We start from the raw sequence: 15,957 nt of genomic DNA, 5'->3' as shown, positions 1-15,957 counted from the left end.
TCCTTTTCCAACGCTCCGCCCATGCCCCTGAATATTCCCATCCTGCTGACCTGGCTTCGCGTGGCCATGATCCCTCTCGTGGTCGGGGTCTATTACCTGCCTGAAACCTGGTTGCCGATGCATACCAAGAACGTGACCGCGGCCGCGTTCTTCGTCATCGCCGCGGCGACGGACTGGCTGGATGGCTTCCTGGCGCGACGCTGGAACCAGACCTCGTCGTTCGGCGCGTTCCTGGACCCGGTGGCCGACAAGCTCATGGTGACCGCGGCGCTGCTGTCCCTGCTGGCGCTGGGCCGCGTGGCGGACCTGATCGCGCTGGTCATCATCGGACGTGAAATCACGATTTCCGCGCTGCGTGAATGGATGGCGCAGATCGGCGCGTCCAAGAGCGTCGCCGTGAATTTCCTCGGCAAGCTGAAGACCACGGTGCAGATGATTGCGATTCCGTTGCTGCTGTTCAACGACTCGCTGTTCGGCATCGATGCCTCGTTGCTCGGCGGCTGGATGATCTATCTGGCGGCGGTGCTCACGCTGTGGTCGATGTTCTATTACATGAAGCTGGCGTGGCCGCAGATCCGCGAGCGCAGCAATGTCACGGGTAGTGCGGGCGCGCAGAAGTAAAAGTGAAGCGTTGCGCGAAAAAGTCCTTGACGCCCCGGCCCCCTCTTTGCAATAATCTCGTTCTCGCTGCTGACGACGAAAGACGAAAGCAGCAAGATAAGCGGTACTTAGCGCGAAATACCAGCACAAAGCTGCGTGTTTAAAAGAAGTTGCGCGATAGTCTGCTTTTCTGTAAGATGCAGGGCCCTGCGGGAGTAGCTCAGTTGGTAGAGCGCAACCTTGCCAAGGTTGAGGTCGCGAGTTCGAGACTCGTCTCCCGCTCCAGGTTTAGTAAAGTTCGACAGCGTTATCGTCGGGCTGGTAGTGAAGTAGTAGAAAGTTTGTACGCGGGAGTAGCTCAGTTGGTAGAGCGCAACCTTGCCAAGGTTGAGGTCGCGAGTTCGAGACTCGTCTCCCGCTCCAATCCCAAAGGGAAGCGTGGCTTCCCTTTTTGTTTGACAGGATTGTCGTACAATCCTGCATCGTCACCTGGCGGGGTGGCAGAGTGGTTATGCAGCGGCCTGCAAAGCCGTGTACGCCGGTTCGATTCCGACCTCCGCCTCCAAGTTTTACCGACGTTTCAAGCCTACGGCGCCCATTGTGGCGCCGTTTTGCGTTCTAGCCGTTCAGTTGTTCTAACGCCGGTATCGCAGCTCAGGCACACAGCACGGGTGCCGCGCCGCGCAGGTATTCGGTAAAGGCGAGCAGCCCCTGAGTCGGGAATTTGTCCTGATGCACGACCAGTTGCAGCGGCCGGATCACGCGCGGCAGGCCGGCGCGCAGCGGTACTAACTCACCGCGCGCGATTTCATCGCCGACGACATGCAGTGACAGGCAACTGACGCCAAATCCGCTCATGACGGCGCGCTTGATGGCTTCGGTGTTGCCTAGCTCCAGCGCAAAGCGCAGCGCGCCCAGGGCGGGCACGAGGCGCGATTCGATGATCTCGCGCGTGCCGGAGCCCGGCTCGCGCACGATCCAGTCGGCCTCGCGCAGCATGTCGTGCAGCAACTCGGGCTGCTCGGCCACCATCGCCAGCGGATGCGCCGGCCCCACGATCACCACCATCTCGTCATCGCACCAGTGCATGCTGCGTAAGTCCCGCTCATGGCTGGTCCCTTCGATCAGGCCGATATCGGCCTCGAACTTGAGGAGGGCGTGCAGCACGTCCTGCGTATTGCCGATGCGCATGTCCAGTTCGCACGGCCCGGTCTGCGCATTGCGGAACCCCGCCAGCAGGGCAGGGAGGATGTAGCTGCCGATGGTGTTACTGGCCGCGATGCGCAGCTGCACGCCGCCTTCCGAGGCAAATCGCTCGAGTTCGTGCGCCTGGTCGAGCAGGGACAGCGCGCGCGGAAAGAATTGGCGCCCGGTTTCGTTGATGCTCAGGCGGCGCGCTACGCGGTCGAACAAGGGGCCGTTCAGCGCACGTTCCAGTTCGGCCAGCGACGCGCTGACGGCCGATTGGGACATCGCGAGCGACTCGGCCGCGGCCGTGGTGCTGCCGTGCTGGGCCACGGCCACGAAGACCTGCAACTGGCGCAAGGTAAGGCGAAGCGGGCGTTGCTCCATGGCTTTATCGATAATAACGGTAAGTCATAACGATATTACCCGTTTTACTGGTCAAGGCGGCATGCGTACCCTTCAGGTAATCCCTAGAAGAACTGCTATGTCCACGACCCCTGCCACCCCGCTCACGCTCGCCCCCACCGGTTTCAACCTGTGGCGTATCCGTCTCGTCACTTTGCTGCCGCTGGGTGCCATTGCGGGCTTGGCGCTGGTGCTGGCCGATCATCCCGCCGTGTCCCAATACGGGCTGTCCGCGTTGACGCTGGCGATGTGCGCCGGCATGGTCGCGGCCAATACGATGCCGAAGCACTGGCTGACGCCCCTGGCACCGGGGATGCAGTTCGCGCGCCATCATCTGCTGCGGCTTGGCGTGGCGCTGTATGGCCTGCGCCTCACGTTCGGGGCGATCGCGGCATTGGGCCTGGGCGGCGTCGTGGTGCCGCTCGTGATGCTGGTGGCCACGCTGCTCTTCGGTACGTGGGTGGGATCGGCGTTTTTCGGCCTGAGCCGGCGCGAGGCCATCCTGGTGAGCGCGGGCAGCGCGGTATGCGGCGCGGCGGCGGCCATCGCGGTCTCGTCCGTGGTGCGTACCGATGACAAGCAGACGGCGGTGGCCGTGGCCACCGTGGTGCTGTTCGGCACGGTCGGCATGCTGCTCTATCCGTGGCTCTACGAGCTGGCGACGCAACACTGGCATCTCCCCGTGACGGAACGCGCGTTTGGCATTTTTACGGGTGCCACGCTGCATGAGGTGGCGCAGGTGATCGCCTCCGGCAAGATGGTGAGCGATGCTACCGCTGACGCCGCCGTGGTGGCCAAGATGGTCCGCGTGCTGGCGCTGGGTCCGTTGCTGTTGATCATGGCGCTGTGGCCGCGTGCAAGCGGTGGCGACGCGGGCGGCAACGGCCGTCGCAACTGGCGCGCGCTGCTGAAGTCCGTGCCGTGGTTCGCGCTCGGTTTCGTCGCGGTGATGGCGGTGAACTCTGCCGGCATGGTGCCGGGCGAGTGGAAGCCTGGCCTGGTCGCCCTGGACAACTGGCTGCTGGCCTGCGCGATGCTGGCCATCGGACTCCATACCCGAATCGGTGATCTGCTACGTGCAGGACGCAAGCCGCTGGCGCTCGCCGCGGTGCTGTTTGTCTTCCTGATGGTGGTCGGCGCGCTGCTGTGCGCGTGGCTCGTCTGAGCGCTGCGCTGCGCGGTGTAGCGCGATGGGTAGCGATATGGAGCGCGCTGGTGCGGCCGACGGGACTCGAACCCGTAAGCCCGTAAGAGCGGCAGATTTTAAGTCTGCTGAGTCTACCAATTTCTCCACGGCCGCACGGCAAGCCCGGTATTGTGGTGGCTTCGTCCGCAGGACGCAAGCCAACACGCGCCACTTCGCCATGTGACGTTGCTGTTACCGCCGGTAACAATGTAGAACCCGCCGTTTCACCTCGAAAATCGCGAACCCCTACAATACGAGTTATCAGCTTGACCTAACTCAAAGAGGCACGATCATGAAACGTTGGTTGTTCGCAGCATTCGGTGTAGCCGCCGCGCTGGCGTCTGGCGCTGCAATGGCACGCGTGAACGTGGACGTGGCAATTGGCGTTCCGGGTGTGGTGGTGGGTGGTCCCGCCTACTATGCGCCGCCGCCGCCGGTGTACTACGCGCCGCCGGCTCCGGTTTATTATGGCCCGCCGCCTGTCGTGGTGCGTCCGGCGCCGGTCTACTACGGTCCCCGCTATTACCCGGGTCCGCGCTACTACTACGGCCCGCCGGGATATCGCGGCGACCATTACCATGGTCACGGCCACGGTCGGGGCCATGGCCGCTGGCGCGACTAAGACGCGAATCTCGTCCGGACGCAGTGGTGTAATCGTTCAGTAAGGTCGTTGAAAGGCCATCGTCGGAAAAAGCCCCTTCGTGGGGCTTTTTCTATTTCTGCGTGACGCTCTCTTGGCGGCTCGCCGGCGTTTTCTGACAATCGATGGTGGAAGATTGCGCCTGGGAGTTCCCGACGATTTTTATTGCTCAAAGAATTTGATGCGTCCGCTCAATGCGGCTGGACTTCGGCCTCAGGGTTTCCCCCTAAACTCCTTGGGTGACGCCGCTCCCACAAGCATCCGCCTGATGGCGCGACGCCCGCGACTAACATCAATAAGGGGATTCTCATGAAGATCAAGCAACGCATCGCTGCCGTCGCCGCCCTCGGCGCGCTTTCCGTGCTGTCGGTATCGGCCTTTGCCGCACCGGCCAAGTTCGACGTCTACAGCGGTGGCCAGCGCGTGACCGATCAACGCGATGCCTACACCGATGGTGCCCGCGCCAACGACAAGCGCGATGTCTACACCGACGGCGCACGCGTGACCGATCCCCGTAGTTCCTTCAGCGACGGCGCCTGACCGGCTCGTCTCAACCGGATCCAGAAAAGCCCGCCGCCTGCGGGCTTTATCTTTTGGCGGCCGCTCGACAAGGGCTGCGGGATAACCGTCAAGTCAAAAGTCCTTGTACCGGTCATGTCACCATTGTTGCCCCGGACGGCGCGATATACTGCGGCCTCACACTGATGAACAGACTGGAGAGAGGTATGCAGCAAAAAACCGTACTGACGGCCGATGACGTGAAGAAGTTGCTGGCGGCTGCCGAGGTCGAAGCCAAGGCCAACAACTGGGCTGTCACGATTGTGGTCGTCGACGACGGTGGCCACCCGCTCGGCTCGCTGCGCCTGGACGGCGTGGCCCCGATCTCGGCCTACATCGCCACGGAAAAGGCCCGCACGGCTGCGATGGGCCGTCGTGAGTCGAAGATCTACGAAGACATGATCAACAACGGCCGCTACTCGTTCATGACCGCTCCGCACCTGCAGGGCATGCTCGAAGGTGGCGTGCCCATCGTCGTGAACAGCCAGGTCGTGGGCGCCGTAGGCGTGTCCGGCGTGAAGTCTACCGAAGACGCGCAGATCGCACGCGCTGGTATCGCTGCGCTCGGCGTCTGATTGCACGGCGGGATCGCATTGCGAGCCCGCCAATGCAAAAGCCCCGCAGGCGCAACGCCTGCGGGGCGGTATAAAAAGGCGGCATGGCTGGCATCGGCCTGACAGGCAAGGGGTTTGGAAATCTTCCCTGTCAGCGTGTTCCGATCGTCTGGCTACTGCCCAACACCCCGCGAAGGGGTGGTCCCCACAAAAGACTGTCGATTATTTGGTCAGGATCAGCTTGCCGTAGCGCGTCACGCGCAGCGTGTACACGTCGCCGTTATGCAGGATCGGCAGCGTCGTGGCGCCGCGCATGATGGCGTCCAGCGGCACGGCTTGCGCGGTGTTGCCTTCGGCCGGTGCATCGGCGCGCATCAGCGCTTCCAGGCGGGCGGGCAGGCCGGCTACCGCCGACTTCACGGTCTCGATAGCCGACGATGCCGTCGACGGTTCGCGGCGCGCCTGCGAGGCAACCTCGACGCGGCGCAGGGACAGGCGGCGGCGCGTGACTTCACGCGGTTGCGACATCGGCAGGCTGATTGTGCTCATGGTCTTCTCCGTGGAAGCGCTTCACGTAGGGGAAGCGATGCGTGTTGGTTGCGATGAAGAAGATCATAAATGAGAATTGTTATCATTACAAGTGATCTTCACTAACCGTTACACCTGTGCCAAGGCCGTCACGGATCGACAGGAAATCGCAACCTGGCTCGCTGCCGGGCGCCAACAAAAAGGGCACCCGGTGAGGGGTGCCCTTCATGTTCGAGGCGGGGGAGATCAGTGCTTCGGTTCCGTGATGAAGCCGATCTTGCCGAGCCCGCCGTGCTGCGCGGCGGCCATGACTTCAGCCACGCGCTCGTAGCGGACCTCGCGGTCCGCGCGCAGGTGCAACTCGGGTTGCGGCTCCTGTTGCGCGGCTTCCGCGATGCGTTGTTCCAGCGCAGCCTCGTCAACTTCCTGCTGGTTCCAGAACACCTTGCCCTGCGCGTCGACCGAGACGTTGATGTTCTGCGGCTTGGTGTCGTTCGGTTGGTTCGTCGCGCGCGGCAGATCAATCTTCACCGCGTGGTTGATGACGGGAATCGTGATGATGAAGATGATCAGCAGCACCAGCATGACGTCGACCAGCGGCGTCATGTTGATCTCGCTCATCACCTCGTCATCGTCACCGTCGAGCGTGCCGAATGCCATGATGCGTTCCTTCTGGCGCGAGTGTCGCGCTTAGTTCTTGACAGCCAGCCGCACCGAGCCGTCGTCGGCCGTGCGGGCGGAGGAGCCCGGGCGCACGCGGGCGCCGGTCACGAAGTAGGCGTGCAGGTCGTGCGCAAAGCGGTTCAGCTTGTTGATGACGCCCTTGTTGCCACGGCTCAGTGCGTTGTAGCCGAGCACCGCCGGGATCGCCACGGCCAGGCCGAAGGCGGTCATGATCAGGGCTTCGCCCACGGGGCCGGCCACCTTGTCGATGGTCGGCACGCCCGAGGCGCCAATGCCGATCAGCGCGTGGTAGATGCCCCACACCGTGCCGAACAGGCCGACGAACGGCGCGGTGGAGCCCACCGAGGCCAGCACCGCCAGGCCCGACTGCATGCGCGACACCGCCTCGTCGATCGAGCTCTTCAGCGAGCGGGTCAGCCAGTCGGAGATGTCGAGCTGGTCGTGCAGTTGCGGCTGGCTGGCGCGGTGGTGCTGCGCCGCTTCCTTGCCGGTCATGGCCAGCGTGCGGAACGGATTGGCATCGCTCGCGCCGAGTGTTTCCAGCGCGTGGTCGAAGTCATCCGAGTGCCAGAAGCGCTTTTCCGCGCCATTTGCCATCTTCTTGAGGCGAACCAGATCCCACGCCTTGGTGAGAATCACGATCCACGACAACAGCGACATGATGAGCAGAATGATGGCGGTCGCTCGCATGACGAAGTCGCCTTGCGACCAGAGGTGGGAGAGTCCGAGGTCCTGCATGGTGGTTCCTGGTGTCAGTGTTTGGGAAAGATCGGAAAATTCCGGGAAATCAGTTCAGCTCGAAGTTGATCGGCTGCTGGGCGGTCACGGCCACGGCGCGGCCATTGTCCAAATAGGGCTTGCAACGCATGCGCTGCACGGCATCCACTGCAGCCTGGTCCAGTCGGCTCGAGCCGCTCGACGTGACCACCGCGGTCTTGACCACGCGGCCAGACTCATCGGTCGTCAGACGAACAACAGCCTTGCCGGTTTCACCCATTCGGCGCGATTGCGACGGATAGGCCACTTGCGGCGGCGAACAGGCGATCTCGCCGATGCCGACAGCGCGCGGCGCGGCATTGGCCGATACGGGCGGCGAAGGCGGTTCGGCAGGCGCCGGCGGGGCAGGGGGGGCCGGCGGGGCTTCGATGGCCGTCGGCGAGGGCGGCAGCGAGGCCACGGGTTCCGGGGTCGGCTGCGGCTTCGGCGGGGTCGGGCGCGGTGTTACCACCTTCACCTGCTTCGGGGGCGTCTGCGGTTGCGGCTTGGGCGGCTCCGGCGCCGGAGGCTGCTTGGGCGGCTCCATCGGGATGATACGGGCGATGATCTCGGGCGCGATGACCGCTTCGGTCAGTTTGCGCGCCAGGCCGCTCTGGATCAGGTAAAGCAGCCCGACGTGGAACAACAGGACAGCAACAGTGATCTTGAGGAAACGTTGATCGAACATGAGAGATACGACAGGTATTCGAAATGGGCAGGCGGCGCGCGTCTGTACTCGCTCACTTGCGATAGAACAGGATCAGCGAGATGCCACATCCGACCAGCAGGCTCAATAGCAATTCCATGATAACGCTCCTGATGTACAGCCACGTGAACCGGAGAAAACCGTGAAACGGGGTTGCTGGGGAGCGCCACTCTTGGGCAGCGTAGCGGCACAGTATAAACGATAATGATTCTTATTTGTTGCGCATTGTGCAATGCAATCGTCGAATTACGATATCCGATTGCGTGAGGTGGGTGCGTGGGCGCCCGCGCGTCGGTGGGTGTCTGCAATGCCCCATCGGCGGCAAACCGCGCTAGGATGGAAGAAAGCAGCGTGATAACAGCGTGACAAACATCGGCAGCCTGGTACTGGTGGCGCCCCCGCGGTCCGGACGCCCGCCAGCCCAAGCGAAGGGAATGGCCATGGACTTCACCCGTTTTGCTGAAGACGACCGCTCGACGCTCCTGCGTGCCGCGCCCGGCGTGGCGGGGACCTCGGCCCTTGACTGGATGTGCGCCCAGTTCGCGCTGCGCGTGGTCTGCGCGCTGGGGCCGCGCTTCAATCTGCGCAGCAATATCAACGACGTGCTGACGGTCAGCGCCCAGGAAATGGTCTGGCCCTATGGCGTGGTGCTGCGCGTCCAGCGCTTCCTGTCCGCGCGCTGCGCGGACATGCCCGCGTGGAAGGGCGCCTCGCGGCTGACCCCAGAAGAGTTCCTCGAGCGGCATGGCCAATGGAATAGCGCCTTCGACGAAAGTGCGCTGTTTTACTATCTCGATGAGTACGTGAAGCACCATGCCAAGGACATGTTCGCCGTGTTCGATGCGTCGGCTGCCGCGATTGCCTCGCGCCTCCACGGCGAGCGGGTGCTGCTGGTGCGCAACATCGACATGCTCAGCCATGTGCTGAACCTGCCCGAGCATGAACGCAAGCTGCTGCTGTATGCCGCGCTGGCCAAGTACAAGCGCGATCTGCGCGCGGTGATGGTCGATTGCAAGGTCGCGCACAGTCAGGAGGCGTTCCAGATCCTGGCCGGCCTGACCGGCGCCAGCCCCGCCGATATCGCTGTTTCACTACGTCCCGGCTCGCGGCTCGAGACGCTGAACCTGATCGAGCAGCCGCTGCCCGAGAACAGCGTCACGGACCTCGGCGACCTGATGCGCCTGTCCGATCGTCTGCTGCACGTGCTGCTCGGCAACTACGCCAGCGACGCGGAGATGATGGCCGTGTTCACGCGGCCCGCTGCGCCGCCGACGCTGGGCACGAGCGACTATCCGCATGTGGAGACCGACGCGCGCTACCTGTCCGCGCTGCTGGGCAACGCCACGCGCCAGAACGCCGCAGGGGTGAACGTGCTGATCTACGGCCCGCCGGGCACCGGCAAGACCGAGTTCGCGCGGCTGCTGGCGCGCGAGGCGGACTGCGAACTCTACGAGGTGGATTGCTTCGACCGCGACGGCAACTCGCTCTCCGGCAAGGACCGCTATCGCTCCCTGCAGGTGTCGCAGGCCTTCCTGCGCGGCCGGCCGCGTACGGCCTTGTTGTTCGATGAGGTGGAAGACGTATTCCCAGGCAGTGCGCGCGAGCTGATGAGCCTGTTCGGGCAGGAAGACACGCGTGGCTCGGTCAACGGCAAGGCGTGGGTCAACCAGACGCTCGAACAGAATCCCGTGCCGGTGATCTGGATCTCGAATTCGATCCGCCAGATCGATCCCGCGTACCTGCGGCGCTTCCAATTCCATCTGGAATTAAAGATTCCGCCACCTCTGGTGCGCGAGAACATCATCCGCAAGCATCTGGGCGGACTCGATGTCAGCGACGCGTTCATCGCCACGCTGGCCGCGCGCAAGACGCTGACGCCGGCGCAGGTGCAATCGGCGGCGCGGTTCGTGGAACTGGCGCGCAGCGACGTCGATGAACCCGTGGAGGCGCTGATCCTGCGCCAGCTCGAACACGCCGACCGCGCGATGGGGCTGCGCCCCGAGGCCGAGGCGCGGCCCGTGGTGACGCGCTACCGGCTCGACAACCTCAATATCGAATCGCGCTACGCGGTGGAAAAGATCGTCCAGGCGCTCGGCGCGCGCCAGCGCGGCACGCTGTGTTTCTATGGGCCGCCGGGCACTGGCAAGACGGCGCTGGCCGAGCACATCGCGGCGGAACTGGACCTGCCGCTGATGATCCGCCGCGCTTCTGACCTGATGAGCAAGTACGTCGGTGAGACGGAGCAGCAGATCGCGGCGATGTTCGCGCGTGCAGAAGAGGACGGTGCGGTGCTGTTGCTCGACGAGGCCGACAGTTTCATGCAGAGCCGGCAGCAGGCGGTGCGCAACTACGAGGTGTCGGAAGTCAACGAAATGCTCCAGGGCATGGAGCGCTTCAATGGCATCTTCCTCTGTACGACCAATCTGTTCGACCGGATTGACGAAGCGGCGCTGCGGCGGTTCTCGTTCAAGATCCGCTTCCTGTCGCTCAAGCCGCAGCAACGCGTGACGATGTTCGTGGATGAGGCGCTCGAAGGCGATCCCGCGCGCATGACCGAGACGATCCAGCGCGAACTCGATTCGATGGATTGCCTGACGCCGGGCGACTTCGCCACGGTCAAGCGGCAGTCGGTGGTGCTCGGCGAAGCGCTGACCCCGGACGAGTTTCTGGCGCAATTACGACAGGAACACGCGATCAAGCCCGAGGTGCGGCATCACAAGCCGCTGGGGTTCATCCAATAGCCGGCAAGGCGTCGCCGGGATCAGAGCGGCGGCGCTGGCTCGATGACTACGGTTTCTGCGAGGGTATCCACGTTCAGCAGCGTCGCCGCCATCGCACGCAGGTGCGCGGCGTCGCGTGTGGACGCATAGCGGTCTTGCGGCACCGCATCGGGTGCGGCGGCGAGGTCGTGTTCAACGAGCTTGCGCGCAAGTTGCCGGGCGATGGCACTGCCGGTGTCCACTAGGGCGAGACGATTGCCGACCATCGCGCGGATGGTGTCGGAGAGAAACGGATAGTGGGTGCAGCCGAGTACGAGCGTGTCGGCGCCGGCGTCCAGCATCGGGGTCAGCAGGCCTTCGAGCCGCGTGCGCACCGCAGGGCCAGAGACATCGCCCTGTTCGATACGGGCGACGAGGTCGAGACCGGCCGCGCACAGATAACGGCTTTCGCCTTCCAGCGACGTCAGCAATCGATTGAACTTGGCGCTGCGCAGCGTGTTGGCCGTGGCGAGCACGCCCACCACCTTGCTGCGGCTGGCCGCCGCGGCCGGCTTCAGGCCGGGTTCGACGCCGATGATCGGCAGCGGCAATGTCTCGCGCAGGGTTTGAACGGCATGCATCGTGGCCGTATTGCAGGCAATGACGAGCGCCTTGCAGCCCTGTGCCACCAGCCATTCGCAGACTTGCAGCGTGCGCGCCTCGACGAAGCGTTCGGGTTTTTCGCCATACGGCGCGTAGCGCGAGTCGGCCACGTAGAGCAGGGACTCATGCGGCAGCAGCGCGCGGATTTCGCGCAGCACCGAGAGGCCGCCGAGGCCGGAATCGAAAACGCCGATGGGAGAGGGATTCACGGAAGGGAGGAGAGTGGCGTTCCCCTTCCATATCTATATATGGAAGGGGAACGCCGGCAGGGCCGCAGGGCCCTGGCCGGTTATGCCGCAGCGACCGGAATCTTGCCGATCTTGGCTTGCCACTCGGCGGGGCCGGTCTTGTGCACCGACGTACCCGAGCTGTCCACGGCCACCGTCACGGGCATGTCCTTGACGTCGAACTCGTAGATGGCTTCCATGCCGAGATCTTCGAAGGCCAGCACCTTGGCGCCGCGAATCGCCTTCGACACCAGGTAGGCCGCGCCACCCACGGCCATCAGGTAGGCCGACTTGTGCTTCTGGATCGATTCGATCGCCACCGGGCCGCGCTCGGCCTTGCCGATCATCGCGATCAGGCCGGTCTGGGCCAGCATGGTCTCGGTGAACTTGTCCATGCGGGTCGCCGTGGTGGGGCCGGCCGGGCCGACCACCTCGTCACGCACCGGATCGACCGGGCCGACGTAGTAGATCACGCGGTTGGTGAAGTCGATCGGCAGCGATTCGCCCTTGGCCAGCATGTCGGCGATGCGCTTGTGCGCGGCGTCGCGGCCGGTCAGCATCTTGCCGTTCAGCAGTAGCGTCTGGCCGGGCTTCCACGAAGCGACTTCCTCGGGCGTCAGCGTGTTCAGGTCCACACTCTTCGACGTCTCGGTGTTCGGCGCCCATTCCACCTGCGGCCAGGCCGACAGGTCCGGGGCTTCCAGCTTGGCCGGGCCGCTGCCGTCCAGCGTGAAGTGCACGTGGCGCGTGGCCGCGCAGTTCGGGATCATCGCCACGGGCTTGGAAGCCGCGTGGGTCGGGGTAGCCATGATCTTGACGTCGAGCACGGTGGCCAGGCCGCCCAGGCCCTGCGCGCCAATGCCGAGCGCGTTGACCTTTTCGTACAGTTCCACGCGCATTTCCTCGACCCAGTCCTGCGGGCCGCGGGCGATGATGTCCTGGATATCGATGGACTCCATCAGCGATTCCTTGGCCATCAGCATGGCCTTCTCGGCCGTGCCGCCGATGCCGATGCCCAGCATGCCGGGCGGGCACCAGCCGGCGCCCATGGTCGGCACGGTCTTCAGGACCCAGTCGACGATGGAATCGGACGGGTTCAGCATCACGAACTTCGACTTGTTCTCGGAGCCGCCGCCCTTGGCCGCGACCTGGATGTCCACGGTGTTGCCCGGCACCACCTCGTAGTGGATCACGGCCGGCGTGTTGTCCTTGGTGTTCTTGCGGGCGCCTTCGGGCGGGCTCACGATCGACGCGCGCAGCACGTTGTCCGGGTGCGTGTAACCGCGACGCACGCCTTCGTTGATCATGTCCGACAGGCCCATCGTGGCGCCATCCCAGCGCACGTCCATCCCCACCTTGACGAAGATCGTGACGATGCCGGTGTCCTGGCACAGCGGACGCTTGCCTTCGGCGCACATGCGGCTGTTGGTCAGGATCTGCGCAATCGCGTCCTTGGCGGCCGGACTCTGCTCCAACTCATAGGCACGGCCCAGGCTGGTGATGTAGTCCATCGGGTGGTAATAGCTGATGTACTGCAGCGAGTCGGCGACGCTCTGGATGAGGTCTTCTTGCTTGATGACGGTCATTTTTGTGGGGGAGGGCAGCGGTGAAACACAGCCCGGGATGATACACCGTGGCGGCGCCGGCTGCGGGAATGCATACAGCCGTCGACACCCGGAAAGCGGCACCGAAAGTGGCGAATACGCCATCTGGTGCGAGGGGGAGCGTTAGTGCGCCTGCTGCGGCACGTGCGGTTGGGACACCATGCGGTCCACCCATGCCATGGCCAGTGCCGAAGCCAGGAAGGCCACGTGGATGATCACCTGCCACATGATGGTGTGGTGAGAGCGTTGTTCGGCGTCGATGAAGGTCTTCAGCAGGTGGATCGACGAAATGCCGATCAGCGCCATCGACAGCTTCACCTTCAGCACGCCGGCATTGACGTGGTCAAGCCACTCGGGCTCGTCGGGGTGATTGTCGATGCCCAGGCGCGAGACAAAGGTCTCGTAGCCGCCCACGATCACCATGATCAGCAGGTTGGAAATCATCACCACGTCGATCAGGCCGAGTACCACCAGCATGATCTTGGTCTCGTCGAACGTGGTGACATGGGACAGCAGGTGCCAGACTTCGACCAGGAAGTGATAGACGTAGACGCCCTGCGCGACGATCAAGCCGAGGTAGAGCGGCAGCTGGAGCCAGCGGGAGGCGAAGATGATACGGGGGATGGGGCGGAGCGGGGTGTATGACATGGGGTGCGCAAACGTGAAGTAAATGTCATCAGACAATCAAAGGCGGGTCTGATTGTACCTTGTGCGTCCCATCGTCCAGATGACAGGTTTGCGCTGCGGCACGTGCCGGTGCTAGCCTAGTAGAGCCGGCTGCACTTGTGGCCAGGTTGCGCCCCCGCCTCCCTCCGATCTGATTTGCTGCATCGCAGCACTGCATGCGCCGTCGCGCATGGCGACTCCGTCAGGTTTAAGTAAGCCGCCGGGCGTACCTTCCAGCCAAAAGCAAGCAGTCCTAAGCCAAACAGGAGACAAGCCATGTCGGCCATCGAATCGGTGATGCAGGAGCATCGCGTTTTCCCACCCCCTGAGTCGTTCGCCAAGACGGCGGCTATTCCCAGCATGGCGGCCTATCAGGCCCTGTGCGACGAAGCCGAGCGCGACTACGAGGGGTTCTGGGCGCGCCACGCCCGCGAGCTGCTGCACTGGGACAAGCCGTTCACCAAGGTGCTCGACGAAAGCAACGCGCCGTTCTACAAGTGGTTCGAGGACGGCCAGCTCAATGCCTCGTACAACTGCCTGGAACGCAATATCGAGCAGGGACTTGGCGAGAAAATCGCCATCGTCTTCGAGGCGGATGACGGCACCGTGAGCCGCGTCAGCTACAAGGAACTGCTGGCCAAGGTCAGCCGTTTTGCGAATGGTCTCAAGGCGCTCGGCGTCAAGAAGGGCGACCGCGTGGTCATCTACATGCCGATGTCCGTGGAAGGCGTGGTCGCCATGCAGGCCTGCGCCCGCATCGGCGCCACCCATTCGGTGGTGTTCGGCGGATTTTCGGCCAAATCGCTGCAGGAGCGGCTGGTTGATGTGGGCGCCGTGGCGCTGATCACCGCCGACGAACAGATGCGCGGCGGCAAGGCGCTGCCGCTCAAGGCCATCGCCGACGAAGCCCTGGCGCTGGGCGGCTGCGAGGCCGTCAAGCACGTAGTGGTCTATCGCCGCACCGGCGGCAAGGTGGCCTGGACCGAAGGCCGCGACCGCTGGATGGAAGACGTCTCCGCCGGCCAGCCCGACGCCTGCGCCGCCGAGCCGGTGGATGCCGAGCATCCGTTGTTCGTGCTCTACACCTCCGGATCGACGGGCAAGCCGAAGGGCGTGCAGCACAGCACGGGCGGCTACCTGCTCTGGTCGCTGATGACGATGCGCTGGACCTTCGACATCAAGCCGGACGACCTGTTCTGGTGTACCGCCGACATCGGCTGGGTCACTGGCCACACCTATATTGCCTACGGCCCGCTGGCGGCCGGCGCCACGCAGGTGGTGTTCGAGGGCGTGCCCACGTTCCCGAACGCCGGCCGCTTCTGGGACATGATCCAGCGCCACAAGGTCAGCATCTTCTACACCGCGCCGACGGCCATCCGTTCGCTGATCAAGGCCGCCGAGGCCGACGAGAAGATCCATCCGAAGCAGTACGATCTCTCCAGCCTGCGCCTGCTGGGCACGGTGGGCGAGCCGATCAACCCGGAAGCGTGGATGTGGTACTACAAGAACATCGGCGGCGAGCGTTGCCCGGTGGTCGACACCTTCTGGCAGACCGAGACCGGCGGCCACATGATCACGCCGCTGCCGGGCGCCACGCCGCTGGTGCCGGGCTCGTGCACGCTGCCGCTGCCGGGCATCATGGCGGCCATCGTCGATGAAACCGGGCAGGACGTGCCGAATGGCAGTGGCGGCATCCTGGTCGTCAAGCGTCCGTGGCCGTCGATGATCCGCACGATCTGGGGCGACCCGGAGCGCTTCAAGAAGAGCTATTTCCCCGAGGAACTGGGCGGCACGCTGTATCTGGCTGGCGATGGCTCCATCCGCGACAAGGAAACTGGCTACTTCACGATCATGGGCCGGATCGACGACGTGCTGAACGTGTCGGGCCACCGCATGGGCACGATGGAGATCGAATCGGCGCTGGTGTCGAACCCGCTGGTGGCCGAGGCCGCCGTGGTCGGTCGCCCGGATGACATGACCGGCGAGGCGATCTGCGCCTTCGTCGTGCTCAAGCGCACGCGCCCGACCGGCGACGAGGCGGTGAAGATCGCCACGGAGCTGCGCAACTGGGTCGGCAAGGAAATTGGACCGATTGCGAAGCCGAAGGACATCCGCTTTGGCGATAACCTGCCGAAGACCCGTTCGGGCAAGATCATGCGCCGGCTGTTGCGCTCGCTGGCCAAGAACGAGGAAATCACGCAGGATACGTCCACGCTCGAGAATCCGGCCATCCTCGATCAACTGAAGCAAGCGCAATAAGCGCCCCCGCCCGTGCGGGTTTCCTCCCATCCGATGC

At 64.1% G+C, this 15,957-nt stretch carries 15 protein-coding genes and 4 tRNA genes; 10 read left to right on the top strand and 9 right to left on the bottom strand.

The features are described from left to right. Positions 1-21: 21 nt before the first annotated feature. The 4 genes from pgsA (at position 22) to BM115_RS01945 (ending at position 1,165) form a co-directional block, all read left to right on the top strand. Complete coding sequence (gene pgsA / locus BM115_RS01960; protein ID WP_092289979.1) at positions 22-621, top strand: CDP-diacylglycerol--glycerol-3-phosphate 3-phosphatidyltransferase; 600 nt, start codon at positions 22-24, stop codon at positions 619-621. A 188-nt stretch (positions 622-809) separates the two neighbouring features. Continuing rightward, positions 810-885 (top strand) — tRNA-Gly (locus BM115_RS01955). A gap of 62 nt (positions 886-947) precedes the next feature. Next, a tRNA-Gly gene (locus tag BM115_RS01950) sits at positions 948-1,023 on the top strand. A gap of 68 nt (positions 1,024-1,091) precedes the next feature. Beyond that, positions 1,092-1,165: transfer RNA gene (locus BM115_RS01945), tRNA-Cys, on the top strand. 89 nt (positions 1,166-1,254) lie between these two features. Here BM115_RS01945 and BM115_RS01940 read toward each other — a convergent pair. Then, complete coding sequence (locus tag BM115_RS01940) at positions 1,255-2,172, bottom strand: LysR family transcriptional regulator (RefSeq protein WP_092289977.1); 918 nt, start codon at positions 2,170-2,172, stop codon at positions 1,255-1,257. A gap of 97 nt (positions 2,173-2,269) precedes the next feature. Here BM115_RS01940 and BM115_RS01935 point away from each other — a divergent pair, with 97 nt between their 5' ends. Next, positions 2,270-3,355 carry a YeiH family protein gene (locus tag BM115_RS01935; protein ID WP_092289976.1) on the top strand — a complete coding sequence of 362 codons (1,086 nt, stop codon included), beginning with the start codon at positions 2,270-2,272 and terminating at the stop codon, positions 3,353-3,355. Positions 3,356-3,403: 48 nt separating this feature from the next. Here BM115_RS01935 and BM115_RS01930 read toward each other — a convergent pair. After that, a tRNA-Leu gene (locus BM115_RS01930) sits at positions 3,404-3,490 on the bottom strand. A gap of 178 nt (positions 3,491-3,668) precedes the next feature. Here BM115_RS01930 and BM115_RS01925 point away from each other — a divergent pair. The 3 genes from BM115_RS01925 (at position 3,669) to BM115_RS01915 (ending at position 5,149) form a co-directional block, all read left to right on the top strand. Then, entirely contained in the window at positions 3,669-3,998 is a 330-nt protein-coding gene (locus BM115_RS01925) for a hypothetical protein (protein WP_092289968.1), read from the top strand. A 327-nt stretch (positions 3,999-4,325) separates the two neighbouring features. Next, on the top strand, positions 4,326-4,556 hold the full coding sequence (locus BM115_RS01920) for a hypothetical protein (RefSeq protein ID WP_092289967.1): 231 nt from the start codon (positions 4,326-4,328) through the stop codon (positions 4,554-4,556). Between the two features lie 185 nt (positions 4,557-4,741). Continuing rightward, positions 4,742-5,149, top strand: a complete 408-nt coding sequence (locus BM115_RS01915) for a heme-binding protein (protein WP_092289966.1) — start codon at positions 4,742-4,744, stop codon at positions 5,147-5,149. A gap of 201 nt (positions 5,150-5,350) precedes the next feature. On the opposite strand, the gene BM115_RS01910 is transcribed toward BM115_RS01915, so the two are convergent. From BM115_RS01910 to BM115_RS01895, 4 genes are all read right to left on the bottom strand, one after another. Next, positions 5,351-5,677, bottom strand: a complete 327-nt coding sequence (locus BM115_RS01910; RefSeq protein ID WP_092289965.1) for a hemin uptake protein HemP — start codon at positions 5,675-5,677, stop codon at positions 5,351-5,353. A 225-nt stretch (positions 5,678-5,902) separates the two neighbouring features. Continuing rightward, a complete protein-coding gene (locus tag BM115_RS01905) occupies positions 5,903-6,316 on the bottom strand; it encodes an ExbD/TolR family protein (protein ID WP_092289964.1) in 414 nt (137 codons plus the stop codon). Between the two features lie 30 nt (positions 6,317-6,346). Continuing rightward, positions 6,347-7,078, bottom strand: coding sequence for a MotA/TolQ/ExbB proton channel family protein (locus BM115_RS01900; protein ID WP_092289963.1), 732 nt, complete (start codon positions 7,076-7,078; stop codon positions 6,347-6,349). A 49-nt stretch (positions 7,079-7,127) separates the two neighbouring features. Next, positions 7,128-7,784, bottom strand: a complete 657-nt coding sequence (locus BM115_RS01895) for an energy transducer TonB (RefSeq protein WP_092289961.1) — start codon at positions 7,782-7,784, stop codon at positions 7,128-7,130. Between the two features lie 458 nt (positions 7,785-8,242). Here BM115_RS01895 and BM115_RS01890 point away from each other — a divergent pair, with 458 nt between their 5' ends. Further along, entirely contained in the window at positions 8,243-10,543 is a 2,301-nt protein-coding gene (locus BM115_RS01890; protein WP_092289959.1) for an AAA family ATPase, read from the top strand. 20 nt (positions 10,544-10,563) lie between these two features. Here the strand turns inward: BM115_RS01890 and murI are convergent, their stop codons facing one another. The 3 genes from murI to BM115_RS01875 form a co-directional block, all read right to left on the bottom strand. Then, positions 10,564-11,373, bottom strand: a complete 810-nt coding sequence (murI, locus tag BM115_RS01885; RefSeq protein WP_092289957.1) for a glutamate racemase — start codon at positions 11,371-11,373, stop codon at positions 10,564-10,566. Positions 11,374-11,453: 80 nt separating this feature from the next. Beyond that, on the bottom strand, positions 11,454-12,977 hold the full coding sequence (locus tag BM115_RS01880) for a fumarate hydratase (RefSeq protein ID WP_092289955.1): 1,524 nt from the start codon (positions 12,975-12,977) through the stop codon (positions 11,454-11,456). A 141-nt stretch (positions 12,978-13,118) separates the two neighbouring features. Continuing rightward, a complete protein-coding gene (locus BM115_RS01875; RefSeq protein ID WP_092289953.1) occupies positions 13,119-13,643 on the bottom strand; it encodes a TIGR00645 family protein in 525 nt (174 codons plus the stop codon). Between the two features lie 294 nt (positions 13,644-13,937). Here BM115_RS01875 and acs point away from each other — a divergent pair, with 294 nt between their 5' ends. Further along, the gene (gene acs, locus BM115_RS01870) at positions 13,938-15,920 is read left to right on the top strand and encodes an acetate--CoA ligase (protein WP_092289952.1); all 1,983 of its coding nucleotides are present in this window, start codon (positions 13,938-13,940) and stop codon (positions 15,918-15,920) included. The last annotated feature ends 37 nt before the right edge of the window (positions 15,921-15,957 follow it).

The organism is Cupriavidus sp. OV096, assembly GCF_900115455.1.
In the GTDB taxonomy this organism is placed as follows: Bacteria; Pseudomonadota; Gammaproteobacteria; order Burkholderiales; family Burkholderiaceae; genus Cupriavidus.
The sequence above is the reverse complement of the archived record's forward strand: the minus strand, read 5'-3'. Positions and strand labels throughout refer to the sequence as shown.